Annotated in this window: 14 protein-coding genes and 7 tRNA genes; 20 read left to right on the forward strand and 1 reads right to left on the reverse strand. The window is 53.5% G+C overall.

From position 1 onward, the window contains the following. Positions 1-43 precede the first annotated feature (43 nt). The 10 genes from CDA56_RS17465 to CDA56_RS17510 all read left to right on the forward strand — a co-directional run bounded on the left by CDA56_RS17465 (position 44) and on the right by CDA56_RS17510 (position 4,449). Entirely contained in the window at positions 44-796 is a 753-nt protein-coding gene (locus CDA56_RS17465; RefSeq protein ID WP_004100215.1) for an HAD-IIA family hydrolase, read from the forward strand. A gap of 278 nt (positions 797-1,074) precedes the next feature. Next, positions 1,075-2,736 (forward strand): asparagine synthase B, encoded by a 1,662-nt coding sequence (asnB, locus tag CDA56_RS17470; RefSeq protein ID WP_025106390.1) that lies wholly within the window; start codon positions 1,075-1,077, stop codon positions 2,734-2,736. A 229-nt stretch (positions 2,737-2,965) separates the two neighbouring features. Continuing rightward, positions 2,966-3,042 (forward strand) — tRNA-Met (locus CDA56_RS17475). Positions 3,043-3,050: 8 nt separating this feature from the next. Next, positions 3,051-3,135 (forward strand) — tRNA-Leu (locus CDA56_RS17480). Between the two features lie 34 nt (positions 3,136-3,169). Beyond that, positions 3,170-3,244 (forward strand) — tRNA-Gln (locus tag CDA56_RS17485). A 34-nt stretch (positions 3,245-3,278) separates the two neighbouring features. Further along, positions 3,279-3,353, forward strand: a tRNA-Gln gene (locus tag CDA56_RS17490). Positions 3,354-3,374: 21 nt separating this feature from the next. Next, positions 3,375-3,451, forward strand: a tRNA-Met gene (locus CDA56_RS17495). Positions 3,452-3,496: 45 nt separating this feature from the next. Continuing rightward, a tRNA-Gln gene (locus CDA56_RS17500) sits at positions 3,497-3,571 on the forward strand. A 97-nt stretch (positions 3,572-3,668) separates the two neighbouring features. Next, positions 3,669-3,743: transfer RNA gene (locus CDA56_RS17505), tRNA-Gln, on the forward strand. A gap of 124 nt (positions 3,744-3,867) precedes the next feature. After that, positions 3,868-4,449: a hypothetical protein gene (locus CDA56_RS17510; protein WP_025106391.1), complete on the forward strand. Its 582-nt coding sequence runs from the start codon at positions 3,868-3,870 to the stop codon at positions 4,447-4,449. Positions 4,450-4,456: 7 nt separating this feature from the next. Here CDA56_RS17510 and ubiF read toward each other — a convergent pair whose 3' ends face one another. Beyond that, positions 4,457-5,632: a 3-demethoxyubiquinol 3-hydroxylase gene (gene ubiF / locus CDA56_RS17515; RefSeq protein WP_102803484.1), complete on the reverse strand. Its 1,176-nt coding sequence runs from the start codon at positions 5,630-5,632 to the stop codon at positions 4,457-4,459. A 208-nt stretch (positions 5,633-5,840) separates the two neighbouring features. On the opposite strand from ubiF, the gene miaB reads away from it, so the two are divergent. The 10 genes from miaB (at position 5,841) to CDA56_RS17565 (ending at position 17,069) form a co-directional block, all read left to right on the forward strand. Beyond that, positions 5,841-7,265 (forward strand): tRNA (N6-isopentenyl adenosine(37)-C2)-methylthiotransferase MiaB, encoded by a 1,425-nt coding sequence (miaB, locus tag CDA56_RS17520; RefSeq protein WP_004111391.1) that lies wholly within the window; start codon positions 5,841-5,843, stop codon positions 7,263-7,265. 144 nt (positions 7,266-7,409) lie between these two features. Then, complete coding sequence (locus CDA56_RS17525; protein WP_004134159.1) at positions 7,410-8,456, forward strand: PhoH family protein; 1,047 nt, start codon at positions 7,410-7,412, stop codon at positions 8,454-8,456. After that, a complete protein-coding gene (gene ybeY / locus CDA56_RS17530; protein ID WP_004130446.1) occupies positions 8,453-8,920 on the forward strand; it encodes an rRNA maturation RNase YbeY in 468 nt (155 codons plus the stop codon). Before CDA56_RS17525 ends, ybeY begins: the two co-directional genes overlap by 4 nt. Before the next feature lie 98 nt (positions 8,921-9,018). Then, positions 9,019-9,897, forward strand: coding sequence for a CNNM family magnesium/cobalt transport protein CorC (gene corC, locus CDA56_RS17535; RefSeq protein WP_004130445.1), 879 nt, complete (start codon positions 9,019-9,021; stop codon positions 9,895-9,897). Positions 9,898-9,919: 22 nt separating this feature from the next. After that, positions 9,920-11,458: an apolipoprotein N-acyltransferase gene (gene lnt, locus CDA56_RS17540; RefSeq protein ID WP_102803485.1), complete on the forward strand. Its 1,539-nt coding sequence runs from the start codon at positions 9,920-9,922 to the stop codon at positions 11,456-11,458. 357 nt (positions 11,459-11,815) lie between these two features. After that, complete coding sequence (locus CDA56_RS17545; protein ID WP_004848819.1) at positions 11,816-12,727, forward strand: amino acid ABC transporter substrate-binding protein; 912 nt, start codon at positions 11,816-11,818, stop codon at positions 12,725-12,727. A gap of 163 nt (positions 12,728-12,890) precedes the next feature. Continuing rightward, positions 12,891-13,631: an amino acid ABC transporter permease gene (locus CDA56_RS17550; protein WP_014837812.1), complete on the forward strand. Its 741-nt coding sequence runs from the start codon at positions 12,891-12,893 to the stop codon at positions 13,629-13,631. Next, complete coding sequence (gene gltK / locus CDA56_RS17555; RefSeq protein ID WP_004848815.1) at positions 13,631-14,305, forward strand: glutamate/aspartate ABC transporter permease GltK; 675 nt, start codon at positions 13,631-13,633, stop codon at positions 14,303-14,305. The genes CDA56_RS17550 and gltK overlap by 1 nt, the downstream gene beginning before the upstream one ends. Continuing rightward, positions 14,305-15,030, forward strand: coding sequence for an amino acid ABC transporter ATP-binding protein (locus CDA56_RS17560; protein ID WP_004848813.1), 726 nt, complete (start codon positions 14,305-14,307; stop codon positions 15,028-15,030). Before gltK ends, CDA56_RS17560 begins: the two co-directional genes overlap by 1 nt. Positions 15,031-15,401: 371 nt before the next feature. Then, positions 15,402-17,069, forward strand: a complete 1,668-nt coding sequence (locus CDA56_RS17565) for a ShlB/FhaC/HecB family hemolysin secretion/activation protein (protein ID WP_102803486.1) — start codon at positions 15,402-15,404, stop codon at positions 17,067-17,069. Positions 17,070-17,100 lie beyond the last annotated feature (31 nt).

Here is a 17,100-nt window from a genome sequence, read left to right on the forward strand (position 1 = left end):
CCGCTTTATAGTTTCGCCTTTCTCCAACGATGTCGGACAGTTCATGACCATTCAAAACGTAATTTGTGATATTGACGGCGTGCTGATGCACGACAATGTGGCCGTGCCGGGCGCCGCTGAATTCATCAAACGCATACTCGAGAAAGAGATGCCGCTGGTGATGCTGACCAACTACCCTTCTCAAACCGGTCAGGATCTGGCAAACCGCTTTGCGACGGCGGGAATCGATGTTCCTGATACCGCCTTTTATACCTCAGCAATGGCCACGGCGGATTTTCTGCGTCGCCAGGAAGGCAAAAAAGCCTATGTGGTCGGGGAAGGCGCGCTGATTCACGAACTGTACAAAGCCGGCTTTACCATCACCGACGTCAATCCGGATTTTGTTATCGTCGGTGAGACGCGCTCCTTTAACTGGGAGATGATGCATAAGGCCGCTTTTTTTGTCGCCAACGGCGCGCGCTTTATCGCCACTAACCCGGATACCCACGGTCGCGGCTACTACCCGGCCTGCGGGGCGCTGTGCGCCGGTATAGAAAAAATCTCCGGTCGTAAGCCGTTCTACGTGGGGAAACCGAGCCCGTGGATTATCCGCTCCGCGCTCAATAAAATGCAGGCGCATTCGGAACAGACGGTGATCGTCGGCGATAACCTGCGAACGGATATTCTGGCAGGCTTCCAGGCCGGTCTGGAAACCATTCTGGTACTTTCCGGGGTTGCCACGCTCGATGATATCGACAGCATGCCGTTCCGCCCTTCCTGGATTTATCCCTCCGTTGCGGAAATCGATATCTTCTAAATAAAACCACGTCCTGCGACGTGGTTTCTTATTTCTAAGCCTCTCCTGAACGCTTTTATCTAAAAAAAAAGCGCCATCACTAAATATTCAGCAACAAAAGCGCTCAAAACGTACTCTTTTTTCACTATTCGACAATCACAATTGCATTATTTCCTTTTACTGCCGTAAACCCCTTGCGCCCTCCGCGCCTTTGCGGCATTTTCTAAAGCATGCACTGAGGCTTCGCAATAAGACGAAGTCTGCACAACATCAAACAAGACAGGGTAACGGAGAAGGCTATGTGTTCGATTTTTGGCGTACTGGATATTAAAACTGACGCGGGTGAGCTGCGTAAAAAGGCACTGGAGCTTTCCCGACTGATGCGCCACCGTGGTCCGGACTGGTCCGGCGTCTATGCCTGTGATAAAGCCATCCTGGCGCATGAACGCCTGTCAATCGTCGACGTCAACGCCGGCGCGCAGCCGCTGTATAACGCCGCTAAAACTCACGCTCTCGCCGTCAACGGTGAAATCTACAACCACCAGGCGCTGCGCGCGGAATACGGCGACCGCTATGCGTTCCAGACCGGTTCCGACTGCGAAGTTATCCTCGCGCTATATCAGGAAAAAGGCCCGGACTTCCTCGACGATTTGCAGGGGATGTTTGCTTTCGCTCTCTACGACAGCGAAAAAGACGCGTATCTGATTGGTCGCGACCACATCGGCATCATCCCGCTGTATATGGGTCACGACGAACACGGCAACTTCTACGTTGCCTCTGAAATGAAAGCGCTGGTTCCGGTTTGCCGCACGATTAAAGAGTTCCCGGCAGGCAGCTACCTGTGGAGCAAAGATGGCGAAATCCGCGAGTACTACCAGCGCGACTGGTTCGACTACGACGCGGTCAAAGACAACGTCACGGACAAAAACGAACTGCGTCAGGCGCTGGAAGAATCGGTGAAAAGCCACCTGATGTCCGATGTTCCGTACGGCGTACTGCTCTCCGGAGGCCTGGATTCATCGGTGATTTCCGCCATCACCAAAAAATATGCCGCGCGCCGCGTCGAAGATCAGGAAAAATCAGAAGCCTGGTGGCCGCAGCTGCACTCCTTCGCCGTCGGCCTGGAGGGCGCCCCCGATCTGAAAGCAGCGCAGGAAGTGGCTAACCATCTGGGTACCGTACACCACGAGATCCACTTTACGGTACAGGAAGGCCTGGACGCGATTCGCGATGTTATCTATCACATTGAAACCTACGACGTGACGACGATTCGCGCGTCAACGCCAATGTATCTGATGTCGCGTAAAATCAAAGCCATGGGCATCAAAATGGTGCTGTCCGGCGAAGGTTCTGACGAAGTATTTGGCGGCTACCTCTATTTCCATAAAGCGCCCAACGCCAAAGAGCTGCACGAAGAGACCGTGCGCAAACTGCAGGCGCTGCATATGTTTGACTGCGCTCGCGCCAACAAAGCGATGTCCGCCTGGGGCGTTGAAGCGCGCGTCCCGTTCCTGGATAAGAAATTCCTCGACGTGGCAATGCGTATTAACCCGCAGGATAAAATGTGCGGCAACGGTAAAATGGAAAAACATGTCCTGCGTGAATGTTTTGAATCTTACCTGCCGGCGAGCGTCGCCTGGCGCCAGAAAGAACAGTTCTCTGATGGCGTTGGTTACAGCTGGATCGATACCTTAAAAGAAGTGGCCGCTGAACAGATTTCCGATCGGCAGCTGGAAACCGCCAGCTTCCGCTTCCCGTACAACACGCCTTCCTCGAAAGAAGCGTATCTGTACCGTGAGATTTTCGAAGAGCTGTTCCCGGTACCGAGCGCGGCCGAATGCGTTCCTGGCGGCCCTTCCGTCGCATGCTCTTCAGCAAAAGCGATTGAGTGGGACGAATCTTTCAAAAAAATGAACGATCCGTCGGGACGCGCGGTTGGCGTACACCAGTCGGCCTACTAACCGACGCTGTTTTCAAAACGGACTCTTCGGGGTCCGTTTTTGTTTTGTGCCTTATTTAAGCCGTTAAAAACGATAAATAACCAATAATTGCCGATTATTGCACCACGCTGTTCGCAACCTAACCAAACAGTTACGTTCAGTCCATTTTCGATGAAAAAGGGGTTGACGCTTCAAGGCTCAATACGCATAATGCGCCCCGCAACGCCGATAAGGTAACGCGCAAAAAGATGGCTACGTAGCTCAGCTGGTTAGAGCACATCACTCATAATGATGGGGTCACAGGTTCAAATCCCGTCGTAGCCACCATCTTTTTTGCGGGAGTGGCGAAATTGGTAGACGCACCAGATTTAGGTTCTGGCGCCGCAAGGTGTGCGAGTTCAAGTCTCGCCTCCCGCACCATTTACTCGTTCGCGTTGCGGTAAAATATTTTTGTTGGGGTATCGCCAAGCGGTAAGGCACCGGTTTTTGATACCGGCATTCCCTGGTTCGAATCCAGGTACCCCAGCCATATTTTCGATGTTTGCGGTTCACCGCGACGGTATTGGGGTATCGCCAAGCGGTAAGGCACCGGTTTTTGATACCGGCATTCCCTGGTTCGAATCCAGGTACCCCAGCCATCGAAAATAGAGTAAGATTTTGGCTACGTAGCTCAGCTGGTTAGAGCACATCACTCATAATGATGGGGTCACAGGTTCGAATCCCGTCGTAGCCACCATACAAAGGAATTATTGATTCAGTTCGATAAATCCAAAAGAATTGTTGGGGTATCGCCAAGCGGTAAGGCTCTGGTTTCTGATACCAGCATTCCGAGGTTCGAATCCTCGTACCCCAGCCAATTTTAAAAGTCGCCCACGCTGTGCGCTCACCCGTTGGAGTATCTCCAGGCGCTAAGCCACCGGTTTGACCCCGGTACGAAATGGTCAACGTAAAATTGGGGTATCGCCAAGCGGTAAGGCACCGGATTCTGATTCCGGCATTCCGAGGTTCGAATCCTCGTACCCCAGCCAACAAAAAGCAAAAAGCTCGCTTCGGCGGGCTTTTTGCTTTATGAATTCCGAAAAAAGCTGACCTGAAGTGTACCTCGTTCTCAGCTCTGATAAATTACAGAGTCAATGAGTAAAAGGATTTACGATGAACTATCAGGTTTTTCCTCTCTTTACCCGCACCATAACCTTGCTCTTTTTTCTGATCGGCTTCGCTTTCTGCCTGTTCGGGATTTCAGCCTTACTAACCTACAGCATCGTGGTTGGTTTGTTTTTTCCCGTCGGCATATCCATGCGCCTGCATCGGCTCAACGAAACGGGCCTCGCGCTAACGCTCACCGAGGATACCCGCTGGATAACCTACATTCATGGCTTCCCGGCTAAGGAGCAGAGAGACGTCATTAAGAATCCCTGTTTTTGGTCAACAGAAAGAACGCGGCAATTTTTTCTTCGCTGCTTTGCGAGCAAGATGATTCTTCAGGCAGCATGTATCGCCATCCTTGCCTGTGACGTTCTGTCTTCCGAAGGCGACGCGGTAACTGCCATCCTTGCGCTGCTGGCGCTGCTGTTCCTGCTCTATATGTCAGGTAAAAGCGCCTATTCCTTCTATTTGCTCGCCACGAATCAGTGGCAGTGCGAATCCCTGACAACCTCTGGCGGCAGTATCTGGTATCAGGGATTCTTGCCCAAAAAAGAGGGTAAAGACACGCTGTTTGCGCGATTATTTTGAATGCGGATTATAGCCCCAACGCGTATTTCAACGCCTGACGCTTCAGTCCGCCGGCGCGCTCGGCCGCCATCAGCCCAATGTTTCTCAGCATACGCACCGGGGGCAGATCGTTGCTAAACCCGGCGTAAAACAGATCCATCCCAGACTGCATAATAAAGTTGTCCGCCTGACGGCGCGTCTGGTAGCGCTTAAGTACCGGCAGGCTGGCCCACTCTTCGCCGTGGGCTTTTGCTCTGCCAAGAATATCGAGCAGCACATCGACATCGCGATAGCCGAGGTTAACCCCCTGCCCCGCCAGCGGATGAATGGTGTGCGCAGCATCGCCCACCAGCGCCAGCCCCGGCTTAACATACTGCAATGCGTGGCGGCGGGTGAGCGAGAAGGCGCCCGCGCTCAGCGGCGTAATCTCTCCCAGCCGCGACGGGAAGTGGCGAGTAATTTCCTGCTGTAGCTGAGCCATGCTCATGCCCTGCAGCTGGCGGATCCGCGCCGGCGCGTCGTACCACACCAGCGAGGCCCAATGATCGAACAGCGGTAAAAACGCGCGCGGCCCCGCCGGAGTGAACTGCTGCCAGGTGCTGTCGCCGGGATCGTCCGCACACTGTACGCTGATCAACATACAGGATTGCTGATACTGCCACGCGTGGATGCCGATTCCGGCCAGCTGACGCACCTGCGAACTGGCGCCGTCCGCGCCCACCACCAGCCGCGCATCAAGCTGGCTGCCGTCGGTCAGCGTTAAGGAGGCGTACGTTTCTTCCCGACGCATCTCCTGGAGCGATGTCCCCACCTGCAGCGATATGCGCTCATGGGCTTCCAGCGCCTGCCACAGGGCTCGCTGCAGGACGTTATTCTCCACCATATAGCCCAGTTCCGGCAGCTTCAGCTCCGCGGCATTGAAGACAACATGGGCGCTTTCCCACTCCCAGGTTTCTAGCTGGCGGTACGCATGGGCGCGCATGGACCGCACGCTGTCCCAGACGCCGAGGCCTCTCAGCAGCCCTACCGATGACGCGCTGATTGCCGAAATACGCACGTCAGGCGGTGAAGACGCATCAAAAACCGGTGGCGCGTTTTTTTCAATGACCGTCACCGTAAAGCCCAGCTGCGCCAGGCCAAGCGCGAGGGCGCCGCCAACCATCCCGCCGCCGACGATAACGACATCTGTTGCATGAATTGTCATGGCTATTATCCTTAAACCCGAATCCCCTCAGTTTACCGGATTTTTATTCGGCTTGTGGTGATTACGGTCGTACTGGTCAGGGCGCGGTCAAAGCATTACAATACGCGCCCTGCAATCCTGGCTTTATATCCGTCACCCTTCACATTGCAGAGCAACATCCGGTGAAGACGCTGACTTTGGGTATACCTAATTAAGCATGAGCAAGTCGATGACAAAAAAACTCCATATTAAAACCTGGGGCTGTCAGATGAACGAATACGATTCATCAAAGATGGCCGATCTGCTGGATGCCACCCACGGGTATCAACTCACTGAAGTGGCGGAAGAAGCGGATGTGCTGCTGCTCAATACCTGCTCAATCCGTGAGAAGGCTCAGGAAAAAGTATTCCATCAGCTAGGACGCTGGAAGCTGCTGAAAGAGAAGAATCCCAACCTGATCATCGGCGTTGGCGGCTGCGTGGCCTCTCAGGAAGGCGACCATATTCGCCAGCGCGCCCACTACGTCGATATTATTTTTGGGCCGCAGACCCTGCACCGTCTGCCGGAAATGATCAACTCGGTACGAGGCAACCGCAGCCCGGTCGTCGATATCAGCTTCCCGGAAATCGAAAAATTCGACCGCCTGCCGGAACCGCGCGCCGAAGGCCCAAGCGCTTTTGTTTCCATCATGGAAGGCTGCAACAAGTACTGCACCTACTGCGTGGTGCCATACACCCGCGGTGAGGAAGTGAGCCGCCCAAGCGACGATATCCTGTTTGAAATCGCCCAGCTTGCGGCTCAGGGCGTGCGTGAAGTCAACCTGCTCGGGCAGAACGTAAACGCCTGGCGCGGGGAAAACTATGACGGCACCACCGGTAGCTTTGCCGATCTCCTGCGTCTGGTTGCGGCGATCGACGGTATCGACCGGATCCGCTTTACCACCAGCCATCCCATCGAGTTCACCGACGATATCATTGAGGTTTACCGCGATACGCCGGAGCTGGTCAGCTTCCTGCACCTGCCGGTACAGAGCGGCTCCGACCGCGTGCTGAACCTGATGGGCCGAACCCACACGGCGCTGGAATATAAAGCGATTATCCGCAAACTGCGCGCGGCGCGTCCGGATATTCAGATCAGCTCCGACTTCATCGTCGGCTTCCCTGGCGAAACCACCCAGGATTTCGAGCAGACCATGAAGCTGATTGCCGATGTGAATTTCGATATGAGCTACAGCTTCATCTTCTCCGCGCGTCCGGGAACGCCGGCGGCCGATATGGTTGACGACGTTCCGGAAGAGGACAAGAAGCAGCGTCTGTATATTCTCCAGGAGCGCATCAACCAGCAGGCGATGGCCTGGAGCCGCCGTATGCTCGGCACCGTGCAGCGCATTCTGGTGGAAGGCACCTCACGTAAGAGCATCATGGAGCTGTCTGGCCGCACCGAAAATAACCGCGTGGTGAACTTCGAAGGCTCGCCTGAGATGATCGGCAAGTTTGTCGATGTCGAGATCACCGACGTCTGGACAAACTCCCTGCGCGGTAAAGTGGTGCGCACCGAGGACGAAATGGGTCTGCGCATCGCGGAAACCCCGGAGTCGGTGATTGCCCGCACCCGTAAAGAAAACGATCTTGGCGTCGGTATCTACCAGCCATAATCCGTTCAGGCCTGCCGGCTCCGGCAGGCCTTGTATTTCCTCTCCTGAACCCAATATCTATAGCGATGCTTGCGCCATATTCCGATGACGTGAATAATTTCCTGACCGGCTACCTTCCGGCTATCTATGTATAAGAGGAACAGCTTGAATACAGACACTCGCGAAATCACCCTTGAGCCCGCGGACAACGCCCGTCTGCTGAGCCTGTGCGGCCCGTTTGATGACAACATTAAACAGCTGGAACGCCGCCTCGGCATCGAGATTAACCGTCGAGACAACCACTTTAAACTGACCGGTCGGCCGATTTGCGTCACCGCTGCGGCGGATATCCTGCGCAGTCTGTACGTCGATACCGCGCCGATGCGCGGCGAAATTCAGGATATTGAACCGGAACAAATTCATCTGGCGATCAAAGAAGCCCGCGTGCTGGAGCAGAGCGCCGAAAGCGTGCCGGACTACGGTAAGGCCATCAATATCAAAACCAAGCGCGGCGTGATTAAGCCGCGTACGCCGAATCAGGCGCAGTACATCGCCAATATTCTCGACCACGACATTACCTTCGGCGTCGGCCCTGCCGGGACCGGGAAAACCTACCTGGCGGTCGCCGCCGCGGTAGACGCGCTGGAGCGCCAGGAGATCCGCCGTATTCTTCTGACCCGTCCGGCGGTTGAGGCCGGCGAAAAACTGGGCTTCCTGCCCGGCGATTTGAGCCAGAAAGTTGACCCGTACCTGCGGCCCCTTTACGACGCGCTGTTCGAGATGCTCGGCTTCGAGAAAGTCGAAAAGTTGATTGAGCGCAACGTGATTGAAGTCGCGCCGCTGGCCTATATGCGCGGCCGTACGCTGAACGATGCGTTTATCATTCTCGACGAAAGCCAGAACACGACCATTGAACAGATGAAAATGTTCCTGACCCGTATCGGCTTTAACTCTAAGGCGGTCATTACCGGCGACGTCACGCAGATTGACCTGCCGCGCAGCACCAAATCGGGCCTGCGCCACGCGATTGAAGTGCTGGCAGAAGTCGATGAGATCAGCTTCAACTTCTTCCATAGCGAAGACGTCGTGCGCCACCCGGTGGTCGCCCGCATCGTTAACGCCTATGAAGCCTGGGAAGAAGCAGACCAGAAACGTAAAGCAGAACTGGCCGCCGAGCGCAAACGCGAAGCCCAGGAACAGGAGCATAAATGAGTCAGGTCATTCTCGATTTACAGCTGGCTTGCGAAGATAACAGCGGAATGCCGGATGAAGCCCTGTTTCAGCGCTGGGTCGATAGCGTTATCCCGCAGTTTCAGGAAGAGTCGGAGCTGACGATTCGCCTGGTTGATGAAGCGGAAAGCCACGAGCTGAACCTGACCTATCGCGGGAAGGACAAACCGACTAACGTGCTCTCTTTCCCGTTCGAAGCCCCGCCGGGTATCGAAATGCCGCTGCTTGGCGACCTGGTCATCTGCCGTCAGGTGGTTGAACAGGAAGCGAAAGAGCAAGGTAAACCGCTGGAAGCGCACTGGGCGCATATGGTGGTCCACGGTAGCCTGCATCTTTTGGGCTATGACCACATCATTGATGAAGAAGCGGAAGAGATGGAATCCCTCGAAACAGAGATAATGCTTGCTCTGGGCTATGAGGATCCGTACATTGCCGAGAAGGAATAACCCGTTGCCGGCTTTGCCGGCGACTGGCCGCTATGCCGGGCGCTGAGTATACGCGTGACGAGCGACTATTTAACTAACATGAGAACCCATACGACGCCATGAGCGACGACAATTCACACAGTAGCGACACAGTAAACAGCAAAAAGGGATTCTTCTCCCTGTTACTCAGCCAGCTCTTTCACGGTGAACCCAAGAATCGTGACGAACTGCTGGCGCTGATCCGTGATTCCGGGCAAAACGACCTTATCGACGAAGATACGCGCGATATGCTCGAAGGGGTAATGGATATCGCCGACCAGCGCGTCCGCGACATCATGATCCCCCGCTCGCAGATGATTACCCTGAAACGCAACCAGACGCTGGACGAGTGCCTCGATGTGATCATCGAATCGGCCCACTCGCGTTTCCCGGTGATCAGCGAAGATAAAGATCACATCGAAGGGATTCTGATGGCCAAAGATCTGCTGCCGTTTATGCGCAGCGATGCCGAAGCCTTCAGCATGGAAAAAGTGTTGCGTCCGGCGGTTGTCGTGCCCGAGAGCAAGCGGGTTGACCGCATGCTGAAGGAGTTTCGCTCCCAACGTTATCATATGGCTATCGTTATCGATGAGTTTGGCGGCGTCTCAGGTCTGGTGACCATTGAAGACATCCTTGAGCTCATCGTCGGTGAAATAGAAGACGAATACGACGAAGAAGAAGATATCGATTTCCGTCAGCTGAGCCGCCACACGTGGACGGTGCGCGCGCTGGCCTCAATCGAAGATTTCAACGAAGCGTATGGCACCCACTTCAGCGATGAAGAGGTCGACACCATCGGCGGTCTGGTCATGCAGGCGTTTGGTCATCTGCCTGCCCGCGGCGAGTCTATCGACATTGATGGTTACCAATTCAAGGTCGCAATGGCTGACAGTCGACGTATTATTCAGGTACATGTAAAGCTTCCTGATGATGCCCCGCAGCCGAAGCTGGAAGACTAATCCAACGGGACGATTAACCTAAATGGTATTTGCCTCTCTTATTGAACGCCAGCGCGTACGTTTGCTGCTGGCGCTGTTATTCGGAGCCAGCGGAACGCTGGCTTTTTCACCTTATGACTTCTGGCCCGCAGCCCTTATTTCGTTAATTGGCCTGCAGGGTTTAACCCTCAACCGACGTCCCCTGCAAAGCGCCGCGATTGGCTATTTCTGGGGATTAGGGCTGTTCGGCTCCGGTATTAACTGGGTCTACGTGAGCATCGCGCAGTTCGGCGGTATGCCCGGTCCGGTCAACGTTTTCCTGGTGGTTCTGCTGGCGGCCTATCTGTCGCTCTATACCGGATTATTTGCCGGCATTCTTTCGCGCCTGTGGCCGAAAACCAGCTGGATACGCGTGGCTATCGCCGCACCGGTGGTGTGGCAAATCAGCGAATTTCTGCGCGGCTGGGTGCTCACCGGCTTCCCGTGGCTACAGTTCGGCTACAGTCAGATTGACGGCCCGCTCAAAGGCCTGGCGCCCGTGATGGGCGTTGAGGCGATTAACTTCCTGCTGATGCTCGTCAGCGGCCTGCTGGTATTGGCTATCGCGCAGCGTAACTGGAAGCCGCTGATTGCCGCCGTCGTGCTGTTCGCCCTGCCCTTCCCGCTTCGCTACATTCAGTGGTATCAACCGCTGCCGGCGCGCGCGACCACGGTTTCGCTGGTACAGGGCGATATCCCCCAGGCGATGAAATGGGACCAGAATCAGCTACTCAACACCCTGAAAATCTATCTGGATCTCACCCAGCCGCATATGGGTAAATCGCAGCTGATCGTCTGGCCGGAGTCCGCGATTCCGGATCTGGAAATTAACCAGCAGCGCTTCCTCAGCATGATGGACGACCTGATGCGGTCGAAAAATAGCTCGCTGATCACCGGCATCGTCGATGCGCGTCTGAACGCGCGCAATCGCTACGATACGTACAACACCATTATTACGCTGGGCAAAGATAACCCATACAGCTACGACTCAAAGAATCGCTACAACAAGAATCATCTGGTGCCGTTTGGTGAGTTTGTGCCGCTGGAATCGATTCTGCGTCCGCTGGCGCCGTTCTTCGACCTGCCAATGTCCTCTTTCAGCCGCGGGCCGTACGTGCAGCCGCAGCTGGTGGCGCATAATATGCGTCTGACGGCGGCTATCTGCTACGAGATCATTCTTGGCGAGCAGGTGCGGGATAACTTCCGCCCGGATACGGATTTTCTGTTAACCATTTCGAATGACGCATGGTTCGGCAAATCTATCGGCCCGTGGCAGCACTTCCAGATGGCGCGAATGCGCGCGCTGGAGCTGGCCCGTCCGCTGCTGCGCAGCACCAATAACGGCATTACCGCGGTCATCGGCCCACGCGGTGAAATACAGGAGATGATCCCGCAGTTCACCCGCGCCGTATTAACCACCAAAGTGACCCCAACGGCAGGACTGACGCCGTACGCGCGTACGGGGAACTGGCCGCTGTGGGCGTTAACCGCCCTGTTTGGCTTTGCTGCGCTGCTGATGAGCCTGCGCCAGCGCCGTCAATAATTGCTTCTCCCGCGGCGGCACTCGTCGCCGCGGTCATCTCCCCTTCTTATCCATTCTGGCACGACCATTGCTTAATAAATACATGTAGCAACGCGATCCTCGGGGGTACAACCCGGTTGCACCACCATCGATCGTCAGGCGGCGCTATTTTGGTGCAATGGGGGATTTTTGCCTTTAAATGGTGCGGTGCGCTTCGCAAAAATCAACAATATAAGAGCAAAATCTTTACATTAAGCCAAACTAAATGCTAACAAACACATACAAATACTGCACGCAAAGACGGCAGCGATAAAAAAGCACACACATTCACAATGGGTATCAATAGCGTCTGACGGCGCTGAGGATAAGGAGTCGGATATGCAATTACGTAAACTGGCCGCAGCAATGCTGGTCATGGGCCTCACCGCTGGGGTGGCGCATGCAGAAGATGCGGCATCCACCGCAGGCCAGAGCACTCTGGATAAAATTGCCAAAAACGGCGTTATCGTCGTTGGTCACCGTGAATCATCCGTTCCGTTCTCTTACTATGACAACAAGCAGCAGGTCGTTGGCTACTCTCAGGACTACTCGAATGCGATCGTTGATGCCATCAAGAAGAAGCTGAACAAACCGGATCTGCAGGTCAAACTGATCCCTGTCACCTCACAAAACCGTATTCCGCTGCTGCAAAACGGCACGTATGATTTCGAATGCGGCTCCACCACCAACAACCTTGAACGCCAGAAACAGGCGGCCTTCTCCGATACGATTTTCGTCGTCGGTACCCGTCTGCTGGTGAAAAAAGGCGGCGCGATTAAAGATTTCCCGGACCTGAAGGATAAAGCCGTCGTCGTCACCTCCGGCACCACCTCCGAAATTCTGCTGCACAAGCTGAACGACGAGAAAAAAATGAATATGCGTATTATCAGCGCAAAAGATCACGGTGACTCTTTCCGTACTCTGGAAAGCGGTCGCGCGGTGGCCTTTATGATGGATGACGCGCTGCTGGCGGGCGAACGTGCGAAAGCGAAAAAACCGGATAACTGGGAGATTGTCGGTACCGCTCAGTCTCAGGAAGCCTACGGCTGCATGCTGCGTAAAGATGACCCGCAGTTCAAAACGCTGGTCGATGAGACGGTCGCCCAGGTTCAGACCTCCGGTGAAGCCGAAAAATGGTTCGATAAGTGGTTTAAAAATCCTATTCCGCCAAAGAACCTGAATATGAACTTTGAACTCTCTGACGAGATGAAAGCGCTGTTCAAATCACCTAACGATAAAGCTCTTAACTAATTAAAAAAACAAAGGGCGGGGAATCCTGCCCTCCCGATTGTTGCTACGGCGCGGACAGACTATACGGCGGCTGGTCGTTCCCCAGCGGCCGCGAATACCGAAACAGGCTGAGCAACAATCTTCGAGGGTAGCGCTGCTACCCTTTTTTTTCCAGGAGTCATTTATGTCAATAGACTGGAACTGGGGAATATTCCTGCAACAGGCCCCGTTCGGCAACACCACCTATTTAGGCTGGCTGTGGAGTGGTTTTCAGATCACCGTCACCCTGTCGGTAACGGCCTGGATTATCGCATTCTTTGTAGGTTCGCTCTTCGGTATTCTCCGTACGGTCCCGAACCGTCTGCTGTCGACTATCGGTACCTGCTACGTTGAACTTTTTCGTAACGTTCCGCTTATCGTTCAATTTTTCACCTGGTATCTGGTGGTGCCTGAACTGCTGCCGGAAAACATCGGCATGTGGTTTAAGTCCGAGCTGGATCCGAATATTCAGTTTTTCGTTTCTTCGATGCTGTGTCTGGGATTGTTTACCGCCGCGCGCGTCTGCGAGCAGGTTCGTTCCGGTATTCAATCCCTGCCGCGCGGCCAGAAAAACGCCGGGCTGGCGATGGGGCTAACGCTCCCGCAAACCTACCGTTACGTTCTGCTGCCCAACGCCTATCGCGTTATCGTGCCGCCAATGACCTCTGAAATGATGAACCTGGTGAAAAACTCGGCCATCGCTTCCACCATTGGTCTTGCCGATATGGCCGCCCAGGCGGGTAAGCTGCTGGACTACTCGGCCCATGCCTGGGAATCGTTTACCGCTATCACCCTCGCCTACGTGTTTATCAACGCCGTTATTATGCTGATCATGTACGTGGTCGAACGTAAAGTCCGCCTGCCGGGCAATATGGGGGGTAAATAATGTACGATTTTGACTGGAGCTCCATTATTCCTTCCATGCCATACCTGCTGGCAGGGCTGGTGATTACCTTAAAAATTACCGTGACCGCGATTGTTGTCGGAATTGTGTGGGGGACGATCCTGGCCGTGATGCGCCTGTCGAGCTTCCTGCCGCTGGCGTGGTTCGCCAAAACCTACGTTAACGTTTTCCGCTCCATTCCGCTGGTGATGGTACTGCTGTGGTTTTATCTGATTGTTCCCGGGTTCCTGCAGAACGTGCTTGGCCTGTCGCCGAAAACCGATATCCGCCTGATTTCAGCGATGATCGCCTTCTCCATGTTTGAAGCGGCCTATTACTCGGAAATTATCCGTGCCGGCATTCAGAGTATCTCGCGCGGCCAGTCCAGCGCCGCGCTGGCGCTGGGCATGACCCACTGGCAATCCATGAAGCTGGTGATTCTGCCGCAGGCCTTCCGCGCCATGGTACCGCTGCTGCTGACGCAGGGCATCGTCCTGTTCCAGGATACCTCGCTGGTTTATGTTCTGAGCCTGGCCGACTTTTTCCGCACCGCCTCAACTATCGGCGAGCGTGATGGAACCCAGGTAGAGATGATCCTGTTCGCAGGCGCCGTATATTTTGTGTTTAGTCTCAGCGCATCGCTGTTGGTCAGCTGGTTGAAGAAAAGGACTGTATAATGATTACCCTGAAAAATGTTTCAAAATGGTATGGTCACTTTCAGGTGCTGACCGATTGCTCCACGGAAGTGAAAAAAGGCGAAGTGGTGGTGGTCTGCGGGCCTTCGGGTTCGGGTAAATCAACGCTGATTAAAACCGTAAACGGCCTGGAGCCCATTCAGCAAGGTCAAATCATCGTCGACGGCACCACCGTCAACGATAAAAAGACCAACCTGGCCAAACTGCGTTCGCGCGTCGGGATGGTATTCCAGCACTTTGAGCTGTTCCCGCATTTATCGATTATCGAGAACCTCACCCTGGCGCAGGTCAAGGTGCTCAATCGCGACAAAGCCGCCTCCCGGGCGAAAGGGCTTAAGCTGCTGGAACGCGTGGGGCTTTCCGCTCATGCCGAAAAATTCCCCGCCCAGCTCTCGGGCGGCCAACAGCAGCGCGTGGCCATCGCCCGCGCGCTGTGTATGGATCCTATCGCCATGCTGTTTGATGAACCCACTTCCGCGCTGGATCCGGAGATGATTAACGAAGTGCTGGACGTTATGGTTGAACTGGCAAATGAAGGGATGACCATGATGGTGGTCACCCATGAAATGGGCTTTGCGCGTAAGGTAGCCAACCGGGTTATCTTTATGGATGAAGGAAAAATTGTCGAAGACGCCGATAAAGAAGCGTTTTTTGCTAACCCGCAATCTGAACGCGCCAAAGACTTCCTCGCCAAAATTCTGCACTAATCTTCCGGCGTGTACGGTACCGTACACGCCTTTTATCTCTTCCCGCTCCTGTCTCTCTCCATAGTTATGGCAATAGCTTTGCCGCTCTCAAATACGCGTCATAAATATATCCAGCCTCACGCCAAATAATTCACGACCTGAAACGCTCAATTCAACAAAAATTCACTCTTTACATCGTGGATTACATAATCTGTCATAGATAACATGGCGCGAATTTGACAACAACGCTGAGCGCCGGCAGCGGATTTTTTTGATTTTAGAAAATTAAGATTCTTAAGATTGAGAACCCGGCTTCGTTAACCCTACTCAGTTAACGCTAAACATTCTTGACAAGGCTATAACGGACGAGTGAAACAAATGGATATTGCTTCGTGAATAATAAAAGTCTCATAACCTCCCTTTCTCTTTATATTCTGTTAACCGCATCGACATTGGCGAATGTATCGCTTAGTAATACCAATCAGGTGGAACAGGATAAGGCGCGGCAAAGCGCAATGGCGCCAGCACAGCAGGAATACTCGCCATCAGGTACAGGATCGCAAAAATATAAACTCGCCTTTCCCCCTGAAGCAACCTGCCGATATATCGACCATGTCGAAATTATTTCCGCTGACCACAAGCTGACCCACAGTCTGCTAGGTAATATTGCTATCCAGGCAGAAAAAAAGTGTCTGGGCATTGAAGGCATACGTCTACTCACCACAACCTTGCAAAATGAACTTATTGCCCGGGGATATATAACTTCGCTTATTGATGTACCTTCACAATCCCTGAATGATGGCATTCTGAGCATCACGTTGAGCTATGGCTATATCGGTAATATTAGCTGGGCTTCCGACAATAGCGCGACAACCAGCCTGTGGAATGCCATACCGGCTAAAACAGGGGATATTCTGAAGCTAACCGAACTGGAACAGGGGATGGCTAACCTGCAGCGTTTACCCGGCTCATCGGCGCAGATGAAAATCATGCCGGGTAAGAAAAATGCGGAAAGCGATATCCAGATCTCCCGGCATCTCGCACGAAACTGGCAAGTGGGCGCATGGCTGGATGATGCAGGAAGCCGTAGCAGCGGGCGTTACCAGGCCGGTGGCGCGCTTTATCTTTATGACCTGACGACGCTAAATGACATTCTCTATTTATCCATGGGGGGGGATGTCGAGTTTAATCAACATAACGATGGCAACCAGAATAAAAGTCTCTATTATTCTATTCCCTTTGGATTTTGGTCATTCAGTCTTTACGGTTCACAAAGTGAATATCGCCAGCAGTTCAATGGCAGATACTCTACCATCGAATATAAAAGCAAAAATGATTACGCCAGCGCAACCTTAACGCGTCTAATTTCGCACACCCGTCAGCAAAAAACAACTATTGATGCGCGAATATCAAAAAGCACCTCACATTACTATTTTGGTGGCAGCGAATTGAGCGTTATGCGCAAACAGAATCCTGCCTGGGATATTACGGCACATCATCAGCGATATTTTACCCATACAATCGTAGATGCCAGCCTGGGCGTACAGCGTAGCCTTCCCTGGCTCAGTTCAATGCCAACTCCGGAGGAAAAAGCCGGTCTGTACAGTAAGCTTTCGCGCATTATTCATGCCGACCTTCAAGCCTTAATGAAGTTTGAATCAACGGGGGATAAATTCAGCTATGCTCCGCATATTAATATACAAATTAGCCCCGATATCTTATCCGCAGACAATCAATTTAATATAGGCAATCGTTGGACGGTACGAGGTTTTGACGGTGAAAGAACCCTTTCAGGAAATCAAGGCTGGTACTGGCGCAATGATTTCATCTGGGATATGCCCGCCCCGGAACGACAGCTGTACTTAGGCATAGACGTTGGACGCATTACAGGAACAGAGCAGTACGGAAATGGCAAAGTCATGTCTGGCGCCACGGTGGGAATACGCGGAAGCATAATTTCAACTCAGTATGATTTATTCATCGGAACCCCACTGATAAAGCCAAACGGTTTTCATACAGACCCTGCAAACCTGGGATTTTCATTACAATGGAGGTATTAAAATTAGTTTTTCAACGCATCAGTTAACCTCA

The organism is Klebsiella michiganensis, from assembly GCF_002925905.1.
GTDB classification, from domain to species: domain Bacteria; phylum Pseudomonadota; class Gammaproteobacteria; order Enterobacterales; family Enterobacteriaceae; genus Klebsiella; species Klebsiella michiganensis.